18 protein-coding genes are annotated in these 23109 nt (G+C 64.6%); 7 read left to right on the forward strand and 11 right to left on the reverse strand.

The annotated features are described in order from the left end of the window. Window positions 1-73 precede the first annotated feature (73 nt). The 4 genes from Q7T45_RS24300 to Q7T45_RS24315 all read right to left on the reverse strand — a co-directional run bounded on the left by Q7T45_RS24300 (window position 74) and on the right by Q7T45_RS24315 (window position 6488). The gene (locus Q7T45_RS24300; RefSeq protein ID WP_304874278.1) at window positions 74-1879 is read right to left on the reverse strand and encodes an ABC transporter ATP-binding protein; all 1806 of its coding nucleotides are present in this window, start codon (window positions 1877-1879) and stop codon (window positions 74-76) included. Window positions 1880-1894: 15 nt separating this feature from the next. Beyond that, complete coding sequence (locus Q7T45_RS24305) at window positions 1895-3241, reverse strand: MATE family efflux transporter (RefSeq protein WP_304874280.1); 1347 nt, start codon at window positions 3239-3241, stop codon at window positions 1895-1897. A 312-nt stretch (window positions 3242-3553) separates the two neighbouring features. Continuing rightward, entirely contained in the window at window positions 3554-5140 is a 1587-nt protein-coding gene (locus Q7T45_RS24310) for a DHA2 family efflux MFS transporter permease subunit (protein WP_304874282.1), read from the reverse strand. A 58-nt stretch (window positions 5141-5198) separates the two neighbouring features. After that, complete coding sequence (locus Q7T45_RS24315) at window positions 5199-6488, reverse strand: HlyD family secretion protein (RefSeq protein WP_304874284.1); 1290 nt, start codon at window positions 6486-6488, stop codon at window positions 5199-5201. Window positions 6489-6676: 188 nt separating this feature from the next. Here Q7T45_RS24315 and Q7T45_RS24320 point away from each other — a divergent pair, with 188 nt between their 5' ends. After that, window positions 6677-7318, forward strand: a complete 642-nt coding sequence (locus Q7T45_RS24320; RefSeq protein WP_304874287.1) for a TetR/AcrR family transcriptional regulator — start codon at window positions 6677-6679, stop codon at window positions 7316-7318. A gap of 196 nt (window positions 7319-7514) precedes the next feature. Here the strand turns inward: Q7T45_RS24320 and Q7T45_RS24325 are convergent, their stop codons facing one another. Then, a complete protein-coding gene (locus Q7T45_RS24325) occupies window positions 7515-7826 on the reverse strand; it encodes a HigA family addiction module antitoxin (RefSeq protein WP_304874290.1) in 312 nt (103 codons plus the stop codon). Between the two features lie 84 nt (window positions 7827-7910). Between Q7T45_RS24325 and Q7T45_RS24330 the strand changes: the two genes are divergently transcribed. The 3 genes from Q7T45_RS24330 to Q7T45_RS24340 all read left to right on the forward strand — a co-directional run bounded on the left by Q7T45_RS24330 (window position 7911) and on the right by Q7T45_RS24340 (window position 10171). Then, entirely contained in the window at window positions 7911-8216 is a 306-nt protein-coding gene (locus Q7T45_RS24330) for a hypothetical protein (RefSeq protein ID WP_304874293.1), read from the forward strand. Window positions 8217-8378: 162 nt separating this feature from the next. Further along, on the forward strand, window positions 8379-8861 hold the full coding sequence (locus Q7T45_RS24335; RefSeq protein WP_304874296.1) for a peptidoglycan-binding domain-containing protein: 483 nt from the start codon (window positions 8379-8381) through the stop codon (window positions 8859-8861). Window positions 8862-9124: 263 nt separating this feature from the next. Next, on the forward strand, window positions 9125-10171 hold the full coding sequence (locus Q7T45_RS24340) for a trans-aconitate 2-methyltransferase (RefSeq protein ID WP_304874298.1): 1047 nt from the start codon (window positions 9125-9127) through the stop codon (window positions 10169-10171). Between the two features lie 263 nt (window positions 10172-10434). On the opposite strand, the gene Q7T45_RS24345 is transcribed toward Q7T45_RS24340, so the two are convergent. The 5 genes from Q7T45_RS24345 to Q7T45_RS24365 all read right to left on the reverse strand — a co-directional run bounded on the left by Q7T45_RS24345 (window position 10435) and on the right by Q7T45_RS24365 (window position 17238). Beyond that, window positions 10435-13077 (reverse strand): EAL domain-containing protein, encoded by a 2643-nt coding sequence (locus tag Q7T45_RS24345; RefSeq protein ID WP_304874299.1) that lies wholly within the window; start codon window positions 13075-13077, stop codon window positions 10435-10437. 261 nt (window positions 13078-13338) lie between these two features. Further along, window positions 13339-13974 (reverse strand): DsbA family protein, encoded by a 636-nt coding sequence (locus tag Q7T45_RS24350; RefSeq protein WP_304874301.1) that lies wholly within the window; start codon window positions 13972-13974, stop codon window positions 13339-13341. Continuing rightward, a complete protein-coding gene (locus tag Q7T45_RS24355; protein ID WP_304874304.1) occupies window positions 13971-16076 on the reverse strand; it encodes a protein-disulfide reductase DsbD in 2106 nt (701 codons plus the stop codon). The genes Q7T45_RS24350 and Q7T45_RS24355 overlap by 4 nt, the downstream gene beginning before the upstream one ends. Continuing rightward, window positions 16073-16798, reverse strand: coding sequence for a L,D-transpeptidase (locus Q7T45_RS24360; protein ID WP_304874306.1), 726 nt, complete (start codon window positions 16796-16798; stop codon window positions 16073-16075). The genes Q7T45_RS24355 and Q7T45_RS24360 overlap by 4 nt, the downstream gene beginning before the upstream one ends. A 56-nt stretch (window positions 16799-16854) precedes the next feature. Then, entirely contained in the window at window positions 16855-17238 is a 384-nt protein-coding gene (locus Q7T45_RS24365) for a hypothetical protein (RefSeq protein WP_304874307.1), read from the reverse strand. A gap of 170 nt (window positions 17239-17408) precedes the next feature. Between Q7T45_RS24365 and Q7T45_RS24370 the strand changes: the two genes are divergently transcribed. The 3 genes from Q7T45_RS24370 to Q7T45_RS24380 are packed head-to-tail and all read left to right on the forward strand — an operon-like array spanning window position 17409 to window position 21709. Then, on the forward strand, window positions 17409-18065 hold the full coding sequence (locus Q7T45_RS24370) for a TetR/AcrR family transcriptional regulator (protein WP_304874309.1): 657 nt from the start codon (window positions 17409-17411) through the stop codon (window positions 18063-18065). A gap of 30 nt (window positions 18066-18095) precedes the next feature. Then, window positions 18096-20786 (forward strand): molybdopterin-dependent oxidoreductase, encoded by a 2691-nt coding sequence (locus Q7T45_RS24375; RefSeq protein WP_304874310.1) that lies wholly within the window; start codon window positions 18096-18098, stop codon window positions 20784-20786. Beyond that, window positions 20783-21709, forward strand: coding sequence for a xanthine dehydrogenase family protein subunit M (locus Q7T45_RS24380; protein WP_304874312.1), 927 nt, complete (start codon window positions 20783-20785; stop codon window positions 21707-21709). Before Q7T45_RS24375 ends, Q7T45_RS24380 begins: the two co-directional genes overlap by 4 nt. 135 nt (window positions 21710-21844) lie before the next feature. Here the strand turns inward: Q7T45_RS24380 and Q7T45_RS24385 are convergent, their stop codons facing one another. Further along, a complete protein-coding gene (locus tag Q7T45_RS24385) occupies window positions 21845-23071 on the reverse strand; it encodes an HD-GYP domain-containing protein (RefSeq protein WP_304874313.1) in 1227 nt (408 codons plus the stop codon). Window positions 23072-23109: the final 38 nt, after the last annotated feature.

Raw genomic sequence — 23109 nt, forward strand, 5'->3', positions numbered from 1 at the left:
CGTTCGCCTTACCCGGTTCGATCGCATCATGACTTTATACCACGGCTTGCGAGGGAGCGCGGCCATACCCGGCTTATTCCGCCGCCGAGACGCGGACGAACTCGGTCGCCTGCCGTTCGAACAGCCCGCGATAGATTCCGCCGGCGCGGTTTGCCAGCGCGGCATGGGTGCCCTGCTCGACGATCTCGCCGCGGTCGAACACCAGGATGCGGTCGAGGCTGCGTACCGTCGACAGCCGGTGCGCGATCACGATCGAGGTGCGGCCCTTCATCAGCCGCTCCATCGCCTGCTGGATCAGCGCCTCGGATTCGGAATCCAGGCTCGACGTCGCCTCGTCGAGGATCAGCACCGGCGCATCGGCGAGGAAGGCGCGCGCCAGCGCCACGCGCTGCCGCTCGCCGCCCGACAGCTTGACGCCGCGCTCGCCGACCAGCGTGCCGTAGCCTTTCGGCAGCCGCAGGATGAACTCATGGGCGTTGGCGAGCCGCGCCGCCTGTTCGATCGCCGCCAGGCTGGCGCCCGGCCGGCCATAGGCGATGTTCTCGGCCAGCGACCGGTGAAACAGGATCGGGTCCTGCTGCACGATGGCGATCTGGTTGCGCAGCGAATGCTGCGTTGCTTCAGCGATATCCTGGCCGTCGATCAGAATCCGTCCGCCGCTGACATCGTACAGCCGCTGCACCAGTTTGACAAAAGTGGTCTTGCCGGAGCCGGAGCGGCCGACCAGGCCGACTCGCTCGCCGGCGCGAATGTCGACCGAAAGACCATCATACAGCGGTTCGCGGTGACCGCCGTAATGGAACGTGACACGATCGAACACGATGCGACCGCCCTGGATATCGATGGCCTTCGCGTCCGCCGCATCGGCGATGCCGATCGGCTCGTCATGGATCGCGACGAGCTCGTCCATGTCGTTGACCGAGCGCTGCAGGTTGTTAATGTGCATGCCGACATCGCGCAGATAGGCGTGGATGATATAATAACTGGTCAGCACATAGGTGACGTCGCCCGGGGTGGCGCGGCCGGCGATCCACAAGAGCAGCGCGCCGCCGATCACGGAGCCGCGCAGGCACAGCAGCACCGCGAGCTGCGCCGTCGAGGTGTAGTTGTAGCGCAGCCAGGTCCGGCGCACGCGCCGGCGCCATCGCGCGATGACGCGCGCCAGCCTCAAGTCCTCGCGCGCCTCGGCGCCGAACGATTTCACCACCGCGTTGCAGGTCAGGGCATCGGCCAGCGTGCCGCCGACCCTGGTGTCCCAGGCATTGGAGACGCGCGCGGCCGGTGCGATGTAGCTGGTCGAGAACCAGACGGTCATCGAGACATAGACCAGCGCACCCACCGCGATCACGGCGCCAAGCGAGGTCCAGTGCAGCCCGAGCAGGATCATCGACCCCACGAGCACCGCCAGCGACGGCAGCAGCGCCATCAGGATGGTGTCGTTCAAGAGGTCGAGCGCCCACATGCCGCGCGTAACCTTGCGCACGGTCGAGCCGGCAAAGCTGTTGGCGTGCCAGTCGGTCGAGAAGCGCTGCACCCGCATGAAGGCGTCGCGCGACACGTCCGACATGATCTTGAGCGTGAATGGCACGATCGCCTGCAGCCCGATCAGGCGCAGCACCATCGAGACCAGGCCGAGCGCCACGATCGCGCCGAAGGCGGTCCACGCCGCGCGCTGCGCGGCCGGATCGACGGCGCCCTTCGTCAAGGCATCGACCAGCTGTCCCGAAAACAGCGGCATGAACAGGTCGGCGACGGTCGCGCCCAGCAGGCCGCCGGCGACGACGGCGGCCCGCGCCGGCTGAGCGAGCCAGTGCCGGAACACGAACGGAATCACCACGCGAATGGCGGTGGGACGCTGCTTTCTGGCTTTGGCAATCATGGCGTCATCCTCACTTCATCCCGCGCGCGGGCGCAGCCGCTTCCTGAACTCAAGGCGCAGCAACCACAGACTCAAGCAGGCCTGCAGCGTGGTGGTGGCGATCGACAGATACCAGGCATGCTCGATGCGGAAGCCGGGCACCGCGGACAGGAAGATCAGCGGCAGCGTATTGGTCAGCAGCCGCGTGCCGGAGCTGACCAGCACCGGCCTGGTGTTGCCCAGTCCCTGAAACATGCTGGAGCAGACGAAATTCACGCCTTGCGCGACATTGTTCAGCGAGACCATGCGCAGGAACAGCACGCCGACCGCAAGCGTCTCGGCATCTTGGGTAAAGCCGGCAACGAAGAACTCCGGCAGCCATTGCGCCGGGATCGTGAAGCCGACCATCACGGCGGTGACCAGCAGCAGAACCGTCCGGAACGTCCTCCTCACACGCGCACTGTTGCCTGCGCCAAAATTCTGCCCGGCGATGGCGCCAGCCGCCAGCGCGATCGATATCCCCGGCATGTGAATGAGACCTAGCAGGCGCGAACCGATGCTGAAGCCGGCCTGGGCCGCGGCGCCGAAATGCCCCAGCGCATAATAGATCACCGCCATATTGAGGAAGATGATGGCGAACTCGCCGCCGGCCGGCAGCCCGATGCCCAGGATGCGCTTCCATTGCGCCATCCGCGGACGCCACAATGCGCTGTCGATGGCAACGTAGTGCTCGTAGCGGTGGAAATAGATCCACATCATCGCCACGCCGATCACGACCGCGATCGTGCTCGCCAGACCCGCGCCGGCGACGCCCAGCGCCACGCCGGTGCCCCAGCCCGAGATCAGAACCGGCGCCAGCAGCATGTTGATGATAACAGTGGTGATCTGCACGATCACGGTCGGGCGCACGATGCCGGTGCCGCGCAAGGCCGCCCCCATGACCAGCACGACGAATTGCAGCGCCAGCACCGGCATGAACCAGAGCAGGTACGTGGTGCCGGCCTCGATGACGGCATCGTCGGAGGCAACCGCGCGCATGTAGCCGCGCGCCAGCATGCATCCCGCGATCAGCGTCAACAGGGTAGCTACCGCCGTCAGGCCCAGCGACTGATTGAATACCAGATTGGCATCAGCCTGGTCCTTGCGTCCGACCGCCTGCGAAATCAGCGAAACGGCACCGACGCTCAGAATCTGAGTCAGCGCGTTGATCAGGAAGCCGGCATTGCCGGCGGCGCTGACGCCGGCGATCGCCGCGTCGCCGAGGCCCGCGACGAAATACAGGTCGATCAGCCCGCACAGCATCATCAGGATCATGCCCGCGAAGATCTGCGGAGCCATGACCGAGATATGGCTCACGATGGAGCCCTGGGTGAGGTCTTTCATGGGTCTCATCCGGTTGCGCCCGCGCGCAAAGCCGGCTCCGTCTTTGACGCGCGGCGGCACAGGGCCAGGCGCACGCGTCGTTGAAAAAATCGATACAGACAGGGAAGTCAGGGGGACCGGAACGTCAGGACCGGTCGATGCTGGCGGAGATGGCCCTCAAAGGGCCGCGCAGGCATCCGTAAAATGCTTCGGACGCGAGGGCGCGATCTGCGAATACATCGAAATCATGCAAATCTCCCCGGTTCGAGCCACGATGCGCAGCTTATAAATGCGTCGCCGGGTTTTGGCAACATGACAAGCGCGTGATCGCACTCAATGTCCGGGCTCCGACAGCAGGCCGGCGGGCCTTTTCAACAGCACGACCATCAGGGTGAGGCCGAAATAGAACACCGTCAGCATGAAGAAGGCGTCACCGAATCCCATCACCACCGCCTGGCGGTGCACGATATTGGACAATTGCTTCAGCGCCATCAGCGAGGCGTCGCCCATGCCCTGCATGCGCTGGGTGAACATGTTCAGCGTCTCGGTCGCGGTGGCGTTGCCCCAGGTCACCCTTTCGTGCAGCCGCGCGATATGCAGGTCGGTGCGCTGGTTCAATACCGAATTGATGACAGCGAGCCCGAGCGCGCCGCCGAGATTGCGCGTCAGGTTGAACAGGCCGGAGGCGTTCTTGACCCGGTCGGGGGCCAGCGTCCCCAGCGCGATGGTGTTGGTCGGCACCATCGCCAACATCATGCCGACGCCACGCAGGATCTGCGGCACCAGCAACTCGTAGAAATCGTATTCGCGGGTGATCCATGTCATCTGCCAGGAGCCGAGCGCGAACAGGGCGAGGCCCGCCGCGATCATCAGCCGCATATCGACCTTGACCATCAGCCGGCCCACGATCGGCGCGGACAGGAACATGGCGGCGCCGGAGACGAACATGGTCTCGCCGATCATCAGCGCACTGTAGCCGCGCACTTCCGCCAGATAGCGCGGGTACATATAGGTGAGGCCGTACAGGCCGATGCCGACGCAGAACGAGATCAGGCAGCCGATGCCGAAATTGCGGTCGCCGAAGGTCCTGATATCGACGATCGGTTCATCGACCGTCAGCACGCGCCAGAAGAACGCGATCGCGGAGACCGCGCAGATCGCGGCGCAGACCGCGACCGAGGTATCCTGCAGCCATTGCGAATGCGGACCTTCCTCCAGCACATATTCCAGCGTTCCGAGAAAGCCGGCCATGAAGATCAGGCCCCACCAGTCGAACCGATCCAGCAGCTTGAAGTTCGGCTGATCGAAATCGACCAGCGCCAGCACGCCGACGGTGATGGCGATGCCGGGCACGATGTTGATGAAGAACAGCCAGTGCCACGACATCCAGTCGGTGATGATGCCGCCCACCGTCGGGCCGACGGTCGGCGCCAGGGTGGCGACCAGTCCGATGATCGGGCCGACGATGTAGAATTTCGAACGCGGGAACACCGTATAGGCCGAGGCGAACACGGTCGGGATCATGCCGGCGCCCATGAACCCCTGGATCGCGCGCCACACGATCATCTGCTCGATGGTCGAGGCAAATCCGCAGAAGAAGCTGGCGATGGTGAAGCCGGAGGCGGAAATCGCGAACAGCAGCCTTGTGCCGAACGCCCGCGACAGGAATCCGGACAGCGGAATCCCGATCACCTCGGCGATCAGATACGAGGTCTGCACCCACGACACTTCGGATGAGCTCGCCGACAGCCCGGCCTGGATCTCGGCGAGCGAGGCCGAGACGATCTGGATGTCGAGGATCGACATGAACATGCCGAACACCATGATGAGAAACGCGAACAGCCGCCGCGGCGCGATGCGGTCGGACGGCGCAGCCGCTTCACTCATCATCGAAGGCGGGGCGGTGGTGGCGTCAGCCATGGTCTGCTCGGGTCAGGACGGGCTCATGAAATCGGGCGCGCCGCCCGGTCGCTGCAAATTATTTTGGCGCCGCGTCGAGATCGGCTTCGCTGTCGGCGTCGGCGGCGCCCTCGTTGGTATCGACGGTGACATAGACCGACATGCCGGCGCGCAGCAGGTTCTGCCTGGCGACGTTCTTTGGCACCCGGATGCGGACCGGCAGCCGCTGCACGATCTTGGTGAAATTGCCGGTGGCGTTGTCGGGCGGCAGCAGCGTGAACACCGAGCCCGCGGCGGGCGAGATGCTGTCGACGCTGCCGGTGAACTTGCGGAAGCCGTAGGCGTCGACCTTGATCGTCACCGGCTGGCCCGGGCGGATCCGCTTGAGCTGCGTCTCCTTGAAATTGGCGTCGATGAAGACGCTGTTGAGCGGCACCAGGTTGCCGAGGCGCTGCCCGGCCTGGATGAAGTCGCCGGTGTTGACCATGCGATTGGAGAAGGTGCCGTCGACCGGCGCGCGCACCGCGGTGAAGTCGAGGTCGCGCTGCGCCTTGGCGAGCGACGACTGCAATTCCACCAGCTGCGCGCGGGCCTCGTTCTGCTGCGCCCTGGTCACCTCGACATTGTCGCGCGCGGCATCAAAGGCGGCTTGCGCCGATTTCACCGAGGCGACGCCCTGGTCGCGGCCGGCTTCCGAGACTTCGAAGGTGGCGCGCGAGGCAAATCCCCTGGTGCTCAGCGCCTGCTGGCGCTCGAAATCCAGACCGGCCCGCTTCAGCGACGCTTCCGCCGAGGTGAGCTGCGCCCTCGCCTGCTCGACCGCGCTTTCCATCGCGGCGACCTGACGGCCGATACGGTCGATGGTGGCCTGCTGGGTCGCGATCTTGCTGCGCGCCGCATCCACCGCGATGCGATAATCGCCGTCGTCGATCCGGAAGATCACGTCGCCGGTGTGGACCACGGCGTTGTCGCCGGGCAGGATGGAAGCGATGTGGCCGGACACCCGGGCGCCGAGCGTCGAGTTGTTGGCGCGCACATAGGCGTCATCGGTGGAGATGTAGAAGCGTCCGACCAGAACGTAGTGAACGGCATAGCTGGCCGCGGCGAGCGCGAGCAACGCGACTACGCCCATCAGCACCAGTTTGCGTTTGCCCGATTTCGGCGCGGCGGGATCGGCGGCGGCCGGCGCAGCGGCCGGCTTGTCGATCGCAGGGTTGGCCGGCGCTTCGGCGGAACGGCGGGCAATCGGCTCTTCGGAAGCATGGGAACGAGGCTGGTCGGCGGCAGCGGCGGAACCGTCGCGCGAACTTGCCGCCACCTCCGGCTCGGCACGAAGGATACGTGCGGCCTGGTCTCTCGCTGCGGCCATCACGGCCTCCCCAACTGCAATGTCGCGACGCGGGCGCAGCCGAAAATCGGCTGTTCCGCCTCACTGGATTTTCAAATTAACATTGACCGAACGGTTCGGTCAATGCATATTAATATCGCCCGACCCTACAATGCGGTTTCTTTCCGCGGCGTATCCAGCAGGGGAATCTTTCCGGAAAAGCTAAACCAATGGTTGCAGCAAAGCCCACACCGCTCCAGCTCGTCGGCGACGAGGATTCCTCGAAGCGCCGCCAGATCGTCGACGGCGCCCGCAAGGTCTTCATGGATCTGGGCTTCGACGGCGCCAGCATGGGCGAGATCGCCCGCTCGGCCGGCGTCTCCAAGGGCACGCTGTATGTCTACTTCGCCGACAAGAGCCGGCTGTTCGAGGCCATTGTCGAGGAGGAATCGCTCGAACAGGGCAAGGTGGCGTTCAATTTCGATCCCGAACGCGATGTTGCCGCCACGCTGATGGATTTCGGCCAGGCCTATATCCAGCTGTTGTGCCGGCCGGGCGGCGGATCGGCGATCCGGACGGTGATGGCGATTGCCGAGCGGATGCCGGAGGTCGGCCGCCGCTTCTACAACAACGTGGTGGCGCTCACGATCGCCAAGCTCGGAGCCTATCTCGAGGCGCATGTGCGATCCGGCGATCTCGACATCGAGGACTGCCCGCTGGCGGCAACGCAGTTCATGCAGATGTGCCAGGCCTCGCTGTTCATGCCGTTCGTATTCCAGGCAGCCCCGGCGCCCTCAGCCGAGCGCATCGCCGAAGTGGTCGGCAGCGCGACGCGAATGTTTCTGGCGGCGTATCAGGTGAAGCGGGGCTGAGGGGGACGTTTTAGAAGACGATGCTTCTTCGCCCTCCCCTGGAGGGGGGGGTCGGCTCGCATCGCAAGATGCGAGACGGGGTGCGGTGAAAGTCTCTCGCCGCGAACAGTATCCGAGTTGATGGACTGTCACCCCACCCCGCTCGCTACGCGAGCGACCCTCCCCCTCCAGGGGAGGGTAAGAAAAACGCGCGGCATCAGGCGACTTGCAATGTCGGGATCTTCTTGATTTTTTCACCGAGCTCCTGCTGCGCCAGATGCAGGTCGTAGCGCTTTTGCAGATTGAGCCAGAGATCGGGACCGTTGCCGCACAGCTTGCCGAGCCGCAGCGCCATGCCGGGCGTGACGGGCTGCTTTTCCTTCAACAGATCATACAGCGTCTGCCGCGACACGCCGAGCAGTCCGGCGATCTCCGTCTTGGGCCGATCGAGCGCCGGCAAGATTTCCTCACGCAAAAGCTCGCCGGGATGCATCGGCGGCAAGCCTCGCTTCGGGAGCTTTCTGGTCATGACTCAGTCCTCAGTGATAGTCTTCCAGATCGACATCGACTAGTCTTGCCGCGGACTGCCAACCCGCACCTGCGAGGTCCGCCCATGAGAAACGCATTGGCTTTGATGATCGCCGCCGCTGTTGCCGCCCTTGCCGCGCCTGCCGCGCAAGCCGGTGAGCGCGGGCCGGTCCTTATTCCGGTCATTCCGTACGAATTCGGCGTGGCTTCGCCCGGCAGGGTTGGATGGTTTCCGTATCGCTGCACTGGCGAGCCGGTCTACAATTTCTATCATGGCGCTTATTACCCGCAGTTGCCCGTAGTGCATGACGGCTTCACCTACCGGCAATATTATCGCTACACCGCCGACCGCAAGATCCCAAAAACGTACCAGTGCGCGGTCGTGGAGTAGGCAGCAGGCCGCTCGGCTGCAGCAGCTCGAGGAGCACACCCTGGTGCAATGCGGTGCAACAATCGCCGCGCCGCCATGGAACAAGTGGTCCGGATCATTGTTACCCAGCGAGGACAATTTCCGAAATCATTGAACGATTTCAGGATCAGGGATGAATACGCCATGCGTGTCTGGATCCTCGCCTTGTTGGCCCTGGGAATTTTCGTCGGCGCAGACGCCGCCCAGGCAGGCCTGAGCACGACCGCCCGCGACCTCACGGCCTCCGCCGATCCGGCCACCCTTGCCGACGAAGCAACCCGGGAAACCGAGGACCGGATCGGTCTCGACAAGAAGAAGCGCCGCGACGTGCAGCGCCGGCTGACCCGCCTCGGCTTCGACACCAGGGCCAACGGCAAATTCGACGAAAAGACCCGCGCCGTCATCTTGCGCTGGCAGGCGGCACGCGACTATCCCGCCACCGGCTTCCTCAACACGGCGCAACATCAGGCGCTGCTGAGCGAGTCCGCCTCAACGGCGCAGGCCAGCGTCAGCGATCGCCCGGCCCGTCGTCGCAGCGCTCGCCATCACCGCGGCGGCGGTGGCCCGATCGCCGCGATCGGCGGCGTGGTGGGTGGCGTGGTCGGCGGCGTGTTCGGACGCCGGTGACGCGTCTTCCCGTCCGCGGGCTCGCATACGCGCAGCCGGATCACCCGATATAACACGCCCGACACGCTGAAGTGATCGACGGCTTGACCGGGAAGTGCCGCGGAATCTGCGCGGACAAGCCGTTTTCGATATCGACCGCGACCGCGATGGCTCAAATGGCTCGAAAGCGGCCATTCTGCCACTCACGCCTCTTGATACCCAGCCCTATCCCCACGCCCGCGGGCAACGACCCGCGACAGACCGTTTGGAAAGGGTTGTGAATTATGATGATCGATAATCAAAAGCTCGAGCAATTACTCGGCACCGTCGTGAACGAACTCGGCGCGGCATCCAACGCCGCGCTCGTGATCATCGGTGACAAGCTGGGGCTGTTTCGCGCGCTTGCAACCGGCGACATGACGTCAACAGCGCTTGCCGAAAAGACCGGCACGCACGAGCGCTATGTGCGCGAATGGCTGGCGTCGCAGGCAGCGTCGGGCTTCGTCAGCTATGACGCCGAGACCGGCACCTTCTCGATGAGCGCCGAACAGGCGGCCGTGTTCGCGATCGAAGACAGCCCCGTGCACATGGCCGGCGGCTTTTATTCCCTGAGCGCGATCTATTGCGACGAGCCGCGGCTCGCCGAAGCCTTCAAGAGCGGCAAGGGCGTCGGCTGGGGCGAGTATTGCAACTGCCTGTTCTGCGGCGTCGAGCGCTTCTTCCGCCCCGGCTACAAGAACCATCTGGTGGCGGACTGGCTGCCGGCGCTCGACGGCGTGGTCGCCAAGCTCGAACGCGGCGCGAGGGTGGCGGATGTCGGCTGCGGCCACGGCGTATCCACTTTGCTGATGGCGGAGGCGTTTCCGAACTCGGAATTCGTCGGCATCGACTTTCACGAAGCATCCGTCGCGCATGCCACCAGGCACGCCAGCGCCTTGCGCAACGTGCGCTTCGAAACCGCGCGGGCGCAGGATTTCCGGGGCTCCGGTTATGATCTCGTGACCATCTTCGACGCGCTTCACGACATGGGCGACCCGGTCGGAGCCGTCGCTCATATCCGCGACAGCCTGAACGCTGACGGCACCCTGATGCTGGTGGAGCCGATGGCCGGTGACCGGCTGGAGGACAACCTCAATCCGGTCGGGCGGGCCTTTTATGCGTCGTCCGCCAACATCTGCGTGCCGACATCGCTCAACCAGGAAGTCGGCGCCGCGCTTGGCGCACAGGCCGGCGAGAAAAGGCTGAGCGAGGTGATCCGCCAGGGCGGTTTCGGCCGGGTGAGAAAGGCCGTGGCGACCCCGTTCAACATGGTTCTCGAAGCGCGCGTTTAATCCCAACCCCGGGGCCGGCTGGGGAGAGCCGGCCCCTCATTGATGTTGATGCCATGATCATTCATTTCATTCATTGCCATGCCGACACATTGCGCACCGGATCGCTGCTGTTCCTTGTGGGCCTGCGCGCCCGTTGGGTGCGGATCCGCAACACATTGTGGTCCCGGATCAACCGCCACTTTGCGCGTCGCCTGCGTCAGCGCACCGCGTATTTCCGCTTGCTCCAGGGCCGGGCTGCCGGCCACGGGACATCATCGAGGGCGCTAAAGCCCCTTGGTGGAGGAAACGCGCGGTGAAGGCCCGGCCGGCGGCCGGGCCAGCGAATGGTTCAGGGATCTGCCGACGATCCGCAGCATCGCACTCGCGCGCCTGGCGCTGTGCTCGAGCAGCCAGCGCCCGAACGCGGGCGGCGACAGCGCCGGGGCGTAGAGGAATCCCTGAATCACATCGCATCCGAGTTCCGCCAGCCAGTTTCGCTGCCCCTCGGTTTCGACGCCTTCGGCGACGACGGTGAGTTGCAGGCTCTGGCCGACGCGAACCACGGCGGTAACGATCGCCCGCGCGCTGGGGTCGCTCTCGACGTCGTGCATGAAGCTGCGGTCGATCTTCAACTCGCGAATCGGCAAGTGCGCCAAGCGGCTGAGGCTCGAATAGCCGGTGCCGAAATCGTCCAGTGACAGCCCGACTCCGAGTTCGCGCAGGGTATTCATGGTCTCGATCGCGACCGAGCGCTCGTTCAGGAACAAGCTCTCGGTAATCTCGAGCACGAGCGCTTTCGGCGGCAGACCATGCTCGGCGAGGATTCCGGCGACCACCGACGCCAGGTTCGGGTTCTGGAAACTGATCGGCGACAGGTTGACCGACACGCAGGGAATATCCAGCCCGGCCTCGCGCCACTCCGCCATTTGCCGGCAGGCCTCACGCATCGCCCACAGGCCGATCTGCTCGATCAATCCGCACTCTTCGGCCAGCGGGATGAACTTTGAGGGCGAGACCTCGCCGAGCACCGGGTCGTGCCAGCGCGCCAGCGCCTCCACGCCATGGATGGCGCCATCATTGGTCCGGATCTGCGGCTGATAGTGCAGTTTCAGGGTATCGCTTGCGATCGCGCTGCGCAGCGCCGCGCTGTGGGCCAGCCGCTGCTCGGCGAGCCGGTCCATGTCGGCGCTGAAGAAGCGATAGGTGGCACGGCCCGCCCGCTTGGCCTTGTACATAGCCGCGTCGGCCTGCTGGATCAGCGTATCGATGTCGCTCGCGTTATCGGGATAGATGCTGATGCCCATGCTGGCGGACATCGACACCTGCCGGGTGCCGATCCGAAGCGGCAGCAGCAAGGCTTCGGTGACGCGCGACGCGACCGTCGAGGCTTCAGCCGCGTCACGGTTCGGCAACACGATCACGAATTCGTCGCCGCCCAGGCGCCCGAGCATGTCGCCCGGCTGGATCTGCGCGCGCAGGCGCTGGGCAAACTCGACCAGCAATTCATCGCCGGCGGAGTGTCCGAGCGTATCGTTGACGTCCTTGAAATTATCGACATCGAGGAACGCCAGCGCGACGTGTCGTCCGGCGGGGCAGGCCACGGTCGCTTCCGAGATCAAATCGCGCAGGCGGGCGCGGTTCGGCAGACCGGTCAGCGTATCGTAATAAGCGAGCCGCACGATCTGGGCCCGTGCTTCCTTGCGCTCGATCGCCAGCGCGCCGAGAGACACGCAGGCGTCGACAATGCGCTGATGCCAGCGGCTGGGCGGGCGGCACTCCCTGAAATAGAAGGCGAAGGTTCCGATCACCCGGCCGTCCTTACCCTTGATGGGCGTGGACCAGCAGGCGCGCAAGCCGACCTCCAGCGGACGCTTCTTGAACGGCTGCCAGCGCGGGTCGGTGTCGAGATCCGTAGCCAGCACCGGCTCGCCGTGGAACGCCGAGGATCCGCACGAGCCGATATCCGGGCCGATCGCGACGCCCTCCAGCGCCCGGGAATAGTCTTCGGGCAGGCTGGGGCCGCCCAGCGGATGAATCAGGCCATCGGCGTCGATGTGGAGCAGCGAGGACACGACATCGGGCGCGATTTCCTCGACACGCCGGCAAAGCCGGTCGGCGATATCGGTAATGTCGAGTTCATCGGCCAGCGCGCTCATGATCAACTGCTGCAGCGACCGCAGCTGCTTGGTCTCGCTGATATCGCTCAGAAGAGCGATCATTTGCCTGACCCGCCCGCGCCCGTCGCGGAACGCCTTGACGTTGGCGGAAATCCAGATCTCGTCGCCATTCCTGTCGTAGACGAGGATTTCCTCCTCGCCGCCGTTTTCCTCGCCGATCCAGTGCCGCAACTTTGCCAGCGTCCTGCGGTCGGTATGGCGGCCCACCATCAACTCGCTCGCCCGCCGCCCCTGCGCTTCCTCGAGCGAGTAGCCGAACAGGGCCGTAAACGCGGCGTTGATATAGATGATCCGCAGTTCGGGATCGGTGACGACCACTGCGCGGTTCGTCCTGTCGGCGACGGCATGGAGCAGCGCCGCCCTCTCGCGTCGTTCGACCTCCGCGGTGATGTCCCGGACGAATGCGATGGTGCGTTCCCGGCCGCCGATCTCGACCCGCGACAACGACAGCGCGGCGCGAAGCCGGCTGCCGTCCTTGCGCGTGATCCTGATCTCGGCCGGGATGGCGTGGTCGCTGATCGCCTGACCCGAGGCCGGCGTCGCAAGATCATGCAGCTCCTTGAGTCCGAGGCGGCTCACATGACCACCGAGCACTTCGGCGCGATCCAGCCCCCAGATCAGCTCGGCCGCCGCATTGAAATAGCTGACCTGAAGATCGCCATCGATGATCACCACGGCATCGTTCGCCCGCTCGAGCGCGGCGAGCAGGAAATCCGGAGTTTCGACCAAGGGGTATTCGCGTGCGTTCATCATCCAACCCTGATGCCGTCTTGCCCATCGAGGCCTCAAGCCCGGCGGAGAGGCGCCCATTTGTGAAAAGCGTATGGGCCTCGAGGTGTTGAAATGGTTGTTCGAGCAAGTTCCGCATGGCGGAAAGAGATCGTGCTTAAGAATTGGTTTACCGGAACCGGTCATGTCGATCACGAGGCCGTCGTGCGCCTGATCACCCAGCGAGCCGATGCGCCGTCAGCGGCGAGATTTGCCTCCCAGCCGCTGACTTTCCGCAAAGCTCTACTTCTTCTTGCGCGTTGCCGCCCGTGCATCGGCGATGGCCTGTTTGAAGCCAGCGGCATCCAGAACCCCAGGCACTCTGAATGTCCCGATAATGAAGGCAGGCGCCCCTTGAAAGCCGAAAGCCTCGGCTTGCTCATTATTGCGGGCCAACAGTGCCTCTATTGCCGGCTTGTGGGTTTCCATGTCCCTGGTCGCGCGATCGACATCGATACCGGCCTCTCCAAGCAGCTTTCGAACGACGTCTTCGCTCAGCTTCATGCTGGCCCCGATCAGTGCCGCGTGAGCCTCGTGGTACTTGTCCTGGTATTTGGCCGCGAGAACCATCCTGGCCGCATACTGCGAGGCTCCGCCGAAGATCGGCCAGTCCTTCATCACGATGCGCAGCTTGCCGTCCTCGCGGGCGAGCTTGACCAGTTCGGGGGCGACCTTCTTGCAGTAGGGACACTGATAATCGAAGTATTCAACGATGGTGATGTCGCCCTGGGGATTTCCGATGGAGGGGACATCGGGATCACGAAGCACGCTTTCCCTGAAGGCGTCCGCGCTCTCTCCCCGAACTCCCGGCACAAAACCGATGGTCGCTCCCAGCGACAGCGTGAATGCGGCGACGGCGGCGATGATGGATTTCTTCATGGTGTGACCTGTTTCTGCTGAGGGTTGTTCGAGGCTGCCGCGGCGTCGTTGAACGCTGCCGATACAGTCGAGGTCGAGAGGATCTCCGGAAGGGCGATGCCGTCGCGGGCTGCGGGGCCGAACACAATGTTGAATGGGATCCCGAAGCGCCCGTGCTCACGCATGAACCCCGCTATTTCGTCGTCCGGCCTGGTCCAGTCGGCCCGCATCGGCACGACATCCGCGGACAGCCGTCCCGCAACCTCCTGCCTGTCGATGACGAGCGCCTTGTTGATCTTGCAGGTGATGCACCAGTCCGCCGTGACGTCAACGAACACGGTGCGCCCGGCGCCGACCAGCGCATGCAGGTCTCTGCTCGAGAACGTTCGCCAGGGTATCTCCGCCCGGTCGTGCGTTTGCGACCGCGGCGCCATGGCGGCAAGCACGATGACAATGATCGCGATCGTCGCAGTCGCTATCGCCACTTTTCTTGCAACGACGCCCTTCGATAACGCAAGGATGATGAATCCCGATGCCAATGCGGCGCCAAGAGAGATCGCAGGCAATTGCCCGGACACTTCGCCAAGCACCAGCAACAACCATCCCGCCGTCGCCAGCAGCGCAACGCCAAAGAGTCGTTTGACATGGGCCAGCCACGGTCCTGGCCGTGGAATGGCCCTTGCCAATCCAGGAAAAGCCGCCACGACCAGGTAGGGCGACGCCATGCCGATGCCGAGAGCAGCAAATATGGCGAATATCTCGGCGGTCCCCTGCGACAGCGCGAAACCCACGGCGGTCCCGACCAACGGCGCCGAGCAGGGAGTTGCGAGCAATGTAGCCACGAAGCCGCTCAAGAAGTGCGACGCCGTCGATGTGCCGCCAGCGACACCGGTTACCCGGGTGAGAAAGCCCGAGGATACCGCGAGGTGGAACAGCCCGAACTGGCTCGCTGCGAACAGGGACAGGACAACCGCCATGCCGCCAAGAAACAGCGGCTGTTGAAACTGGATACCCCATCCGACGCTGGCGCCGGCCCACTTCATGCCGGCAAGTACGCCCGCAAGCAGCAGAAAGGACACCACGATGCCGGCCGCCGAAGCCGCAAATCCCTTGCGAACCTGGCCGCGATCGCCGGTGCCGACGTGAACGAACGAAAGCAATTTCAGGGACAACACCGGAAACACGCAGGGCATCAGGTTCAGAATGAACCCGCCGACAAGCGCTATGCCGATCAGCGCGAGAAGACTGGCGGGGATATCCGGCGCTGGCCGCGGATGCTCCGAACCTCCCGCTTCTCCTGCATTTCGCCGCGGCGCAGGTGATACCGCCAACACAGCGGCGCCATCGGAGACAATGGTTGCCGTCACCGGGCGCGTCTGAAGGCTCTCGGCAGTTTCGCCAGACAGGTTCACGATCAGGGTCGCCCGATTGCCTTGATCGAAAGTTACGATCGGCTTGTCGCCGCTCACCGGCGGATCGCCTTCGACGAAGACATCTGGCTCGAGAAGCGGCCTTGTCGAAGCGACCTCGATCCGCAGCGATGCCGGCCCGGTCAGAGACCGCTCGACCGAGAGAACCGACAGCACGCTGGACGTGGGTTGCGGGACTTTGGAACGCCACGCATCGATTGTTGAGTCACTGCTCGCGCCGGGTTGGATCGTGGCAGCGAGTTCACGCTCCTCCCGGACGCAGATGGTGCTGCAGGCGTAAATCGCGAGCTTCAGGTCGATGCGCGTCTCGACAGCTGGATCCCGAATTTTGATCCTGACCGGAAACAGCACTTCATGCGTGTACCCGATCGTTTCGAAGCCGAGAATCGACAGCCGCGTCGGCGCGGGCCAGTTCACCTCCGCCTCGACGATATTCGACGAACCGGACCAATCGAACTCTGTGGGGAGGCCGGCGTCTCCGGGGGATTTCCAGTAAGTTTTCCAGCCGGAGCCAAGATTCAGACGGACGCCGATCCAAAGCTCCCGACCTCCGGCTTCGGAGTCACCTTTCACAAGGTCGGCCTTGATATCAGGCTTCTGCGCTGCCGGTTGCGTGAAGGACTGGCCCTGCGCAACGCCGATCGCGGATATCAGAGCGAGCGCGGCCATCGCGCGGATTAGAAGACGCATCATCTCGACACCTCGGCTTTGGTGCGGAGATTGGCCTCGATCGAGGAGGTCCCACGCGATTCCTGTTCCGAGAGAACAACGACCCTGGACCCGACCGGCACACGATCGAACAGATCGATCACGTCCTGATTCAGGAGCCGGATGCATCCGCTCGAGACATTCTTGCCGATGCTTTCGGGCTCGTTGGTGCCGTGAATGCGATACAGCGTGTCCTTGCCGTTCTGGAACAGGTACAGCGCCCGTGCGCCGAGCGGATTCTCGATCCCTGCGCCCATGCCTGCGCGGTACTTCTTCAGTTCGGGCTGCCGGGCGATCATGGATGATGGCGGCGTCCAGGTCGGCCACTGCGCCTTGCGGCGAATGTCGGCCGTTCCGGACCATCCAAATCCGTCACGGCCCACGCCTACGCCGTAACGCATCGCAAGGCCGCCTTCCTGCACGAGATAGAGAAACCTGGCATAGGGATCGACGACGATGGTGCCGGGCGTATGCCGGGTCGCGAAGCGGACGCGCTGCTTGAGGTATTTGGGGTCGATCGTTCCGGCGTCAATCGCCGGAATCTTGAACGCACTATCGGTGAGTGCGGGGAACTGGGGCGGCGCATACGACGCCTGCTGCAGCGTTGCCTGATTGCAGGCTGCCAGCAGGAGCGTCATTCCCGCTGCGCAAAGCGCGCGCAGGCACGGATGCGCCGCCGCACGGAGTGCGGCTAGCGGCGATGTCATGATATGTCTCCGAAGGGATCTATGGACGCAATGATGGCGTCAGCGCGAAGCTGACCTTATGCGCCGATCCGCGGAGGCCGGAACTGGGGAGCGGCAAGCCACTGCACATGGAGCAGCTTGTCAGCGAACGGCACCACGCCGGCCTTGCCATGCGAGGCTTCCATCACCGAGGAAGTCTTGATCTCCAACCCAACCAGGGTGCCGACGCTGCACGACGTACCCAGGGCGCCGGGCACCGCCCGTTGGCAGGGTTTGCCACCCTTGACCGAATGACTCTGCAGGAAGGCCGATGATGCGGCCTTTGAGGGAGCGCGCGCGAAGGCGGGCTGAAGGAACGATGCAAACATCCCCAGGATACACAACAGCGCAAGCAATGAACGCCACAAGCCGTTTTGCCGGCTCGGCGTTCTGCGCCTGGAATCGTTGGGGCGTCCGTACATTTGCGCTTTCTGCTGCAGGCGTGCAGCGACAACAAGTCACCTCTGCGTGATGCTCGGTCTGTCGGGATTCATTACATTAGCATTACCTAATAATATCTTGAATTCTGACTGTCCGCCCGCTACACGAATCCGTTATTTGACACTTCTTCGTCTTTTGTAAAAATCGACAAATGAAGCCGCGCGACCGCATTCTCGATGCCGCCATGACCGTCTTTCGCCGGCACGGTTTCCGGCGCTCGTCGATCGAGCAGGCGGCCGAGGCCGCCGGCCTGACGCGGCAGGCGCTCTACCACCATTTCGAATCCAAGGAAGCGCTGTTCCGCGCCGTCATCGTACGGGTGCATGAGGATGCCATGGCCGCCGAGGTCGCGGCGGCGAACGCCGCGGAGAAAGCCGGCGGCGGGCTGGCCGACATTCTGGTCGCCGGGGTGACCGCGCGGCTGCGGCAGTTCATCGCCTCGTTCGAAGGCTCGCCCCATATCGAGGAGCTGTTCTCCGAACATCTGCTGCAGGCCCGCGACCTCTACCTGAAATATGCCGAGCTCTACGCCGCCCATGGCGCAGCCACGATCGAGCGGGTCTGCCGCAAGCAGCGCCTCGCGCTCGCCGATGGCATGACGCCGCAAAGACTGGCGCAATGCCTGGAGATGGCGATCAACGGCGTCAAGTCGGCGCATCCGGGGATGCAGCCGGCCGACGCCTTCGTCGACGCGCTCACCACCATGGCGCGGATGCTGGTCGCCGGCGCCGTCACGCCCTTGCCGAAGCCATCATCGGCCAAGTCCGCCGCCAGGAGGACCGTCCCTAAAAAGCCTATCCCGAAATAACCCGCTCGCAAAAAATTCTGGAGGTCGCAAATGAGCACGATGACGATCAACGGTCGCCTCGCCCCCCTGCCCGACGATCCCGATGCGCTTCTCGTCGATGTCATAAGGGACGATCTCGATCTGACCGGCACCAAGCTGGTGTGCGGGGCCGGCGTCTGCGGCGCCTGCACCGTGCTGGTGGATGGTGCGCCGGTCGTCAGCTGCCTGATGCCGGCGCGCGCCGCCGCCAACACCAAGGTGACGACGGTGGAAGGCATCGGCGCGACACAACTGCATCCGGTGCAGAAGGCGTTCATGGCGCACGACGCGCTGCAATGCGGGTTCTGCACGCCGGGCTTCGTGGTCGAGGCCGCGGCGTTTTGCGATTCCTGGCGCAGGGACAAGGGGACGGCGATCCCGTCGCGCGAGGAAATCGGCGCGGCCCTGTCGGGACATCTGTGCCGCTGCGGGGCCTATGACGGCATCTTCAACGCGGTGGCCGCGGCCTGCGCCGGGCATTTCGACGGCGTCGATCCGAACCCGCCGCGCGTCGAGGCGCGGCAGAAGGTGACGGGATCAGCCAAATACACCGTCGACATCCGCCATGACGGACAGCTCGAAGGCGTCCTCCTCCGTTCGCCGTTTCCGCACGCACGCATCACCGAACTCGACCTCGCTCCGGCGCTCGCGCTACCCGACGTCAGCGCCGCAGTCTCGCTGCTCGGCGACGACCGCATGGTGCGTTATGTCGGCGATCCCATTGCCGCCGTTGCCGCAAAGGACCGCAAGACCGCGCTGGCGGCCATCGCCGCCATCAAAATGACCAGCGAATGCCTGCCGTCGGTGATCGGACTGGATGCCGCGCGAAAACCGGATTCGCCCGTGGTGTTCGAAAAATCCAGTCGCAAGAAAGCCGGCAACGTCTCGGAAGGCGCGGGAGGCCCGGCGCCGTGGAAAGGCAATGTCCGCGGCCCAACCGCGGCGTTCTCGCAAAAGCCGAAGAAGGTGCGGAGCTGGGTTGAGAGCGCGCGGCAGGCGCACGACCCGTTGCTGTTCGAAGCGACGTTCCGGACCGCCACACAGTCGCACAGCTGCCTCGAGCCGCACGCCGCCGTCGCGCGCTTCGACGGCGACAGCCTCACCGTGCACGTCTCCACGCAAGCGGTGTTTCATCTGATGGAGCTGATCGCCAAACGCTACAAGCTCGGCCACGACAAGGTCCGCGTCATCGCCGATCATGTCGGCGGCGGGTTTGGCTCGAAGGCGAGCTTCGGCATCGAGACGACAGCGGCGATTGACCTTGCGCGCGCCGCGAAGGCCCCGGTCAGGGTCGCGTTCGACCGGCACGAGGAGCTTTCCGTCACCGGCTACCGGCCGGCCACGGAAATTGCGATCGCGCTGCTGCCGTTCGAACAGGGCGACCTCAAGGCGCTGTCGCTCACCGCACACGCCGACACCGGGGCTGCGACCAACTCGACCATCGCCGCGCTGGCGCGGCTGATCTATCCGGCGCAGGCCAAGCAGCTGGCCGATTACGACGTCGTCAGCAATCTGCCGCCCGGCGCGCCGTTCCGCGGCCCCGGCGGGCCGCCGATGGCGTTCGCGCTGGAACAGGCGATCGATGAAGCCGCCTTGCGGATGAAGCTCGATCCGATCGCCTTGCGAAAACGCTGGGATCCCAATCCCAACCGCCAGCGCCTCTATGACTGGGCTGCCGGCCTCGACGTGTGGCGCAACCGCAAGACATCCGCCGCGCAGACCGGCCGCTATCGCAGGGGTGTCGGTGTTGCGTCCGGCTACTGGCTCTATCTCTGGCAGCCCGGCGTGAAGATCGAACTCAAGGTCGAGGGCGGACGGCTGATCGCGAGCACCGCGACCCAGGATATCGGCCAGGGCAGCCGCACCGTGATCGCCAACACCGTCGCGCACGAATTCGGACTTGAGCCGCACGACGTGGACGTGCGGATCGGCGATTCCAGGCTGCCTGAAGGACCGGGCGCCGGCGGCAGCCGCAGCACGGCTTCCGTGATTCCGCCGACGCTGCTGGCCGTGCAGAAGCTGAAGGACGCGATCGAGCAGAATGCCAGGCGCAAGCCCGTCGCCGGTTCCAACGCGCCGTGGCGCGAGATGATCGCGGCGTCGCCCGATCTCTGCGTCACCAGCGTGCGTCCCGAAGACTCGAAGCCGACGGCGCCCGGTATTCGCTCGCCGCTGAAGGACGCGGGCTTCATGGGCATGATCTTCGGCTGGATGCTGCGGCGCTTTTCCAATCTGGCGGTCGGCGCCGGCGTGCCGAGCTCGGTGCAGGTGATCGAGGTCGAAGTCGACACCTGGCTCGGCCATGTCCGCGTGCTCAACGTCCAGACCGGCATTGCCGTCGGCAAGATCGCCGCTCCCGCGCTGGCGCGCAGCCAGGCCACCGGTTCGGTGATCCAGGGCCTCGGCTATGCGCTGTATGAAGCGCGCGAAACCGATCCGCGCAGCGGTAGCGTGCTCTCTGCGGGGATGGAGGACTACCGCATTCCCGGAATCGCCGACACGCCGGCGATTTCAGTGCATTTCGACGAAGCTGGTTTTGATCACGTGCTCGGCGGCAGCGTCGGGATTGGCGAAGTGGCGACGGTGCCGACATCGCCGGCGCTGGCCAACGCCATCCGCAACGCCACCGGAATCAGGCTGACGGAAATTCCGATCCGCCCCGACCGTCTGATATCCGCCTTGAAAGGGAGGACCGCAGCATGACGTCAGCACCGATGACGGCTTCCGCCCCACGCGCCGAATTCCGCGCCGCCGGCACCGACCTCAGCGAAAGGCGGCGCAGCGGCGTTTCAAAGGGACCGCTGATCGATCTGGCCGCCGCACCCGACACGATCGGCGTGACATGGGGCGCGGATGGCGCCGCAACCATCGGCGCGCTCACCAGCATCGCTGCGATCGGCGCCGACCCGCGCATCGCGGCGGCCTATCCCGGCATTGCTGCTTCCGCATTGGGCCTCGCCACGCCGCAGGTCCGCCATCTCGCCACACTCGGCGGCAACCTCGCGCAGCGCTCGCGCTGCTGGTATTTTCGCGATCCGCATATCGCCTGCCTGAAGAAGGGCGGCAGCGATTGCCCGGCCCGAACGGGCAATCACCTCTACAGCGTCGCCTTCGACCTCGGCCCCTGCGTGGCGCCGCATCCCTCCACCATGGCGGCGGCGCTGCTCGGCTATGATGCCAGCATCGCCACCAGCCAAAGGCCGGCGATTTCGATCGGCGAACTCCTGGGAGATGGCTCCAACGGAACGTCCGATCATGCGCTCGCATCGGACGAAATGATCCGCGGCGTCCGACTGCCCGCGCCGCTGCCGGGCGAGCGCGCGCTCTACAAGCGCGCCATCAGCCGCAGCCATGCCGAGTGGCCGCTGGCCGAAGTGTGCGCCCGCGCCGTGGTGAGTTCGGGTACATTCCAGTTCATCCGCATCACCGCCGGCGGCATCGCGCCGGTCCCGCTCCGCCTCGCGGCGTGCGAGGCCGCCTTGCAGGGCAAGCCGGCCAGTGCTGCGGTGATTGCGGAAGCGGCACGGCAGGCTGGGTCAGGTGCAAACCCGTTGCCAATGACGGGCTACAAGCTCGATCTGCTGGAGGGCATCGTGCACGATGTGCTGGAGCGGCTGGCGATGTAGATCTTGTAGGGTGGGCAAAGGCGCCCTTGCGCCGTGCCCACCATTTCCTCCGAACAATGAACCGGTGGGCACGCTTCCGCCTTCGCTCTTCGAGCTACGCCGGAAGCATTGCCCACCCTACGTTCACTGCATCGGCTACGCCACCAGCGCGACCGTGCGGAACGCCTTCAGCAGCGACTGTTCCAGTCTGCCTTCCATCCCGCACAGGATCTTGTAGGCGCATTCGCGGGGCATCGCCGGCCGGTAGGGCCGCGACTCGATCAGGGCCGCGAAGATGTCGGAGATGGTCAGCAATCTCACCAGATCGGAAATCTCCGGCGCCTTCAGCGCATCGGGATAGCCGGAGCCATCGAGATATTCGTGATGGTGCCTCACCCCATCGAGGATCTCCGGGTTGATGCCGGGAAGGTCCTTCAATAAGTCATTCGGATGGCGCCGCATGATCGCTTCTTCATCCGGGTCGAGCCGTCCGGGCTTGTCGAGAATCGGCAAGGGTATACGGGCCTTTCCGATGTCATGGAGGGTTGCCGCCATCCCGAGCCGCTTGACGTCCCGGTTGGCGAGCCTGATCTCCAGGGCGAAGCCGACCGCTACTCCGGTCACCAGCAGGCAATGCTGGAACGTGCCTTCATGGTAGCGGCGGACGTCCTCGAGCCAGGCGCTAAGCCCGTTTTGCTCGATGCTGTCGACGATTTGCGAGGTGGCGTTGTCGGCATCGGAAAGGCTGATCGGCTTGCCGTCCCGTATCGCCGCGAACATGGACGCGAAGGCTGCCGCGCTGCCGGTGATATCGGGCGCGGCAATGGCGACTCCGGCGCGTGTCGCCTTCTCCGCGACCTCGATCTGCGCGAGCTTGAATGCAATTTCTCTTGATCGCGAAACCACCGAGGTCGCGCCGAGCGCATAGGCCTGTGCGATCAAATGGTGGCTGTGTTTCTCGACGACAAACAGCTTTTCGGGAATGCGCTTCTGCTGCCGCATCACCAGCCGGATCTGTTCGATAGCAGCCGCCTTGCGCAGATCGGCGTCGACCAGCAGCGCGCCGTCTGCGCCAGTTTGCGTTCCACGCTCTCCCAGCAACTGGCAGAATAACTCGTATCGCGGCTCCAGCATTGCGCGGATGGCTGCGATCTTGCCGGGTTCGTCGGTGACGAAATGAACTCGCATTCCAAAGCCAATCGGGACCGAAATCGTGGCCGCCAGTCTCAAAACAAGGAATAACAATACAAACCATCGTAGGGAGCCCTGCCTTAACCAATGGCTAGCGCCGGCTACGTAGTTCAACTGAGAGGGAACTGGCGGGCCAACCGCAATTTTCGGTAGACGGCAGAGGCCACATCGCGGTTCGACGCCGCTCAGCACCCCCGGCAGATGTTGAACTTGGCATCGACCGGCTTGCT

It is taken from the genome of Bradyrhizobium sp. (genome assembly GCF_030646015.1).
GTDB lineage: Bacteria > Pseudomonadota > Alphaproteobacteria > Rhizobiales > Xanthobacteraceae > Bradyrhizobium.

What these genes read in the sequence shown, in the direction of transcription:
- Q7T45_RS24320 (WP_304874287.1), top strand. Translation starts at nt 6,677, where the DNA reads ATGGTTGCAGCAAAGCCCACACCGCTCCAGCTCGTCGGCGACGAGGAT.
- Q7T45_RS24330 (WP_304874293.1), top strand. Translation starts at nt 7,911, where the DNA reads ATGAGAAACGCATTGGCTTTGATGATCGCCGCCGCTGTTGCCGCCCTT.
- Q7T45_RS24340 (WP_304874298.1), top strand. Translation starts at nt 9,125, where the DNA reads ATGATGATCGATAATCAAAAGCTCGAGCAATTACTCGGCACCGTCGTG.
- Q7T45_RS24300 (WP_304874278.1), bottom strand. Translation starts at nt 1,879, where the DNA reads ATGATTGCCAAAGCCAGAAAGCAGCGTCCCACCGCCATTCGCGTGGTG.
- Q7T45_RS24335 (WP_304874296.1), top strand. Translation starts at nt 8,379, where the DNA reads ATGCGTGTCTGGATCCTCGCCTTGTTGGCCCTGGGAATTTTCGTCGGC.
- Q7T45_RS24315 (WP_304874284.1), bottom strand. Translation starts at nt 6,488, where the DNA reads ATGGCCGCAGCGAGAGACCAGGCCGCACGTATCCTTCGTGCCGAGCCG.
- Q7T45_RS24360 (WP_304874306.1), bottom strand. Translation starts at nt 16,798, where the DNA reads ATGACATCGCCGCTAGCCGCACTCCGTGCGGCGGCGCATCCGTGCCTG.
- Q7T45_RS24365 (WP_304874307.1), bottom strand. Translation starts at nt 17,238, where the DNA reads ATGTACGGACGCCCCAACGATTCCAGGCGCAGAACGCCGAGCCGGCAA.
- Q7T45_RS24350 (WP_304874301.1), bottom strand. Translation starts at nt 13,974, where the DNA reads ATGAAGAAATCCATCATCGCCGCCGTCGCCGCATTCACGCTGTCGCTG.
- Q7T45_RS24305 (WP_304874280.1), bottom strand. Translation starts at nt 3,241, where the DNA reads ATGAAAGACCTCACCCAGGGCTCCATCGTGAGCCATATCTCGGTCATG.
- Q7T45_RS24370 (WP_304874309.1), top strand. Translation starts at nt 17,409, where the DNA reads ATGAAGCCGCGCGACCGCATTCTCGATGCCGCCATGACCGTCTTTCGC.
- Q7T45_RS24310 (WP_304874282.1), bottom strand. Translation starts at nt 5,140, where the DNA reads ATGGCTGACGCCACCACCGCCCCGCCTTCGATGATGAGTGAAGCGGCT.
- Q7T45_RS24375 (WP_304874310.1), top strand. Translation starts at nt 18,096, where the DNA reads ATGAGCACGATGACGATCAACGGTCGCCTCGCCCCCCTGCCCGACGAT.
- Q7T45_RS24345 (WP_304874299.1), bottom strand. Translation starts at nt 13,077, where the DNA reads ATGAACGCACGCGAATACCCCTTGGTCGAAACTCCGGATTTCCTGCTC.
- Q7T45_RS24355 (WP_304874304.1), bottom strand. Translation starts at nt 16,076, where the DNA reads ATGATGCGTCTTCTAATCCGCGCGATGGCCGCGCTCGCTCTGATATCC.
- Q7T45_RS24380 (WP_304874312.1), top strand. Translation starts at nt 20,783, where the DNA reads ATGACGTCAGCACCGATGACGGCTTCCGCCCCACGCGCCGAATTCCGC.
- Q7T45_RS24325 (WP_304874290.1), bottom strand. Translation starts at nt 7,826, where the DNA reads ATGACCAGAAAGCTCCCGAAGCGAGGCTTGCCGCCGATGCATCCCGGC.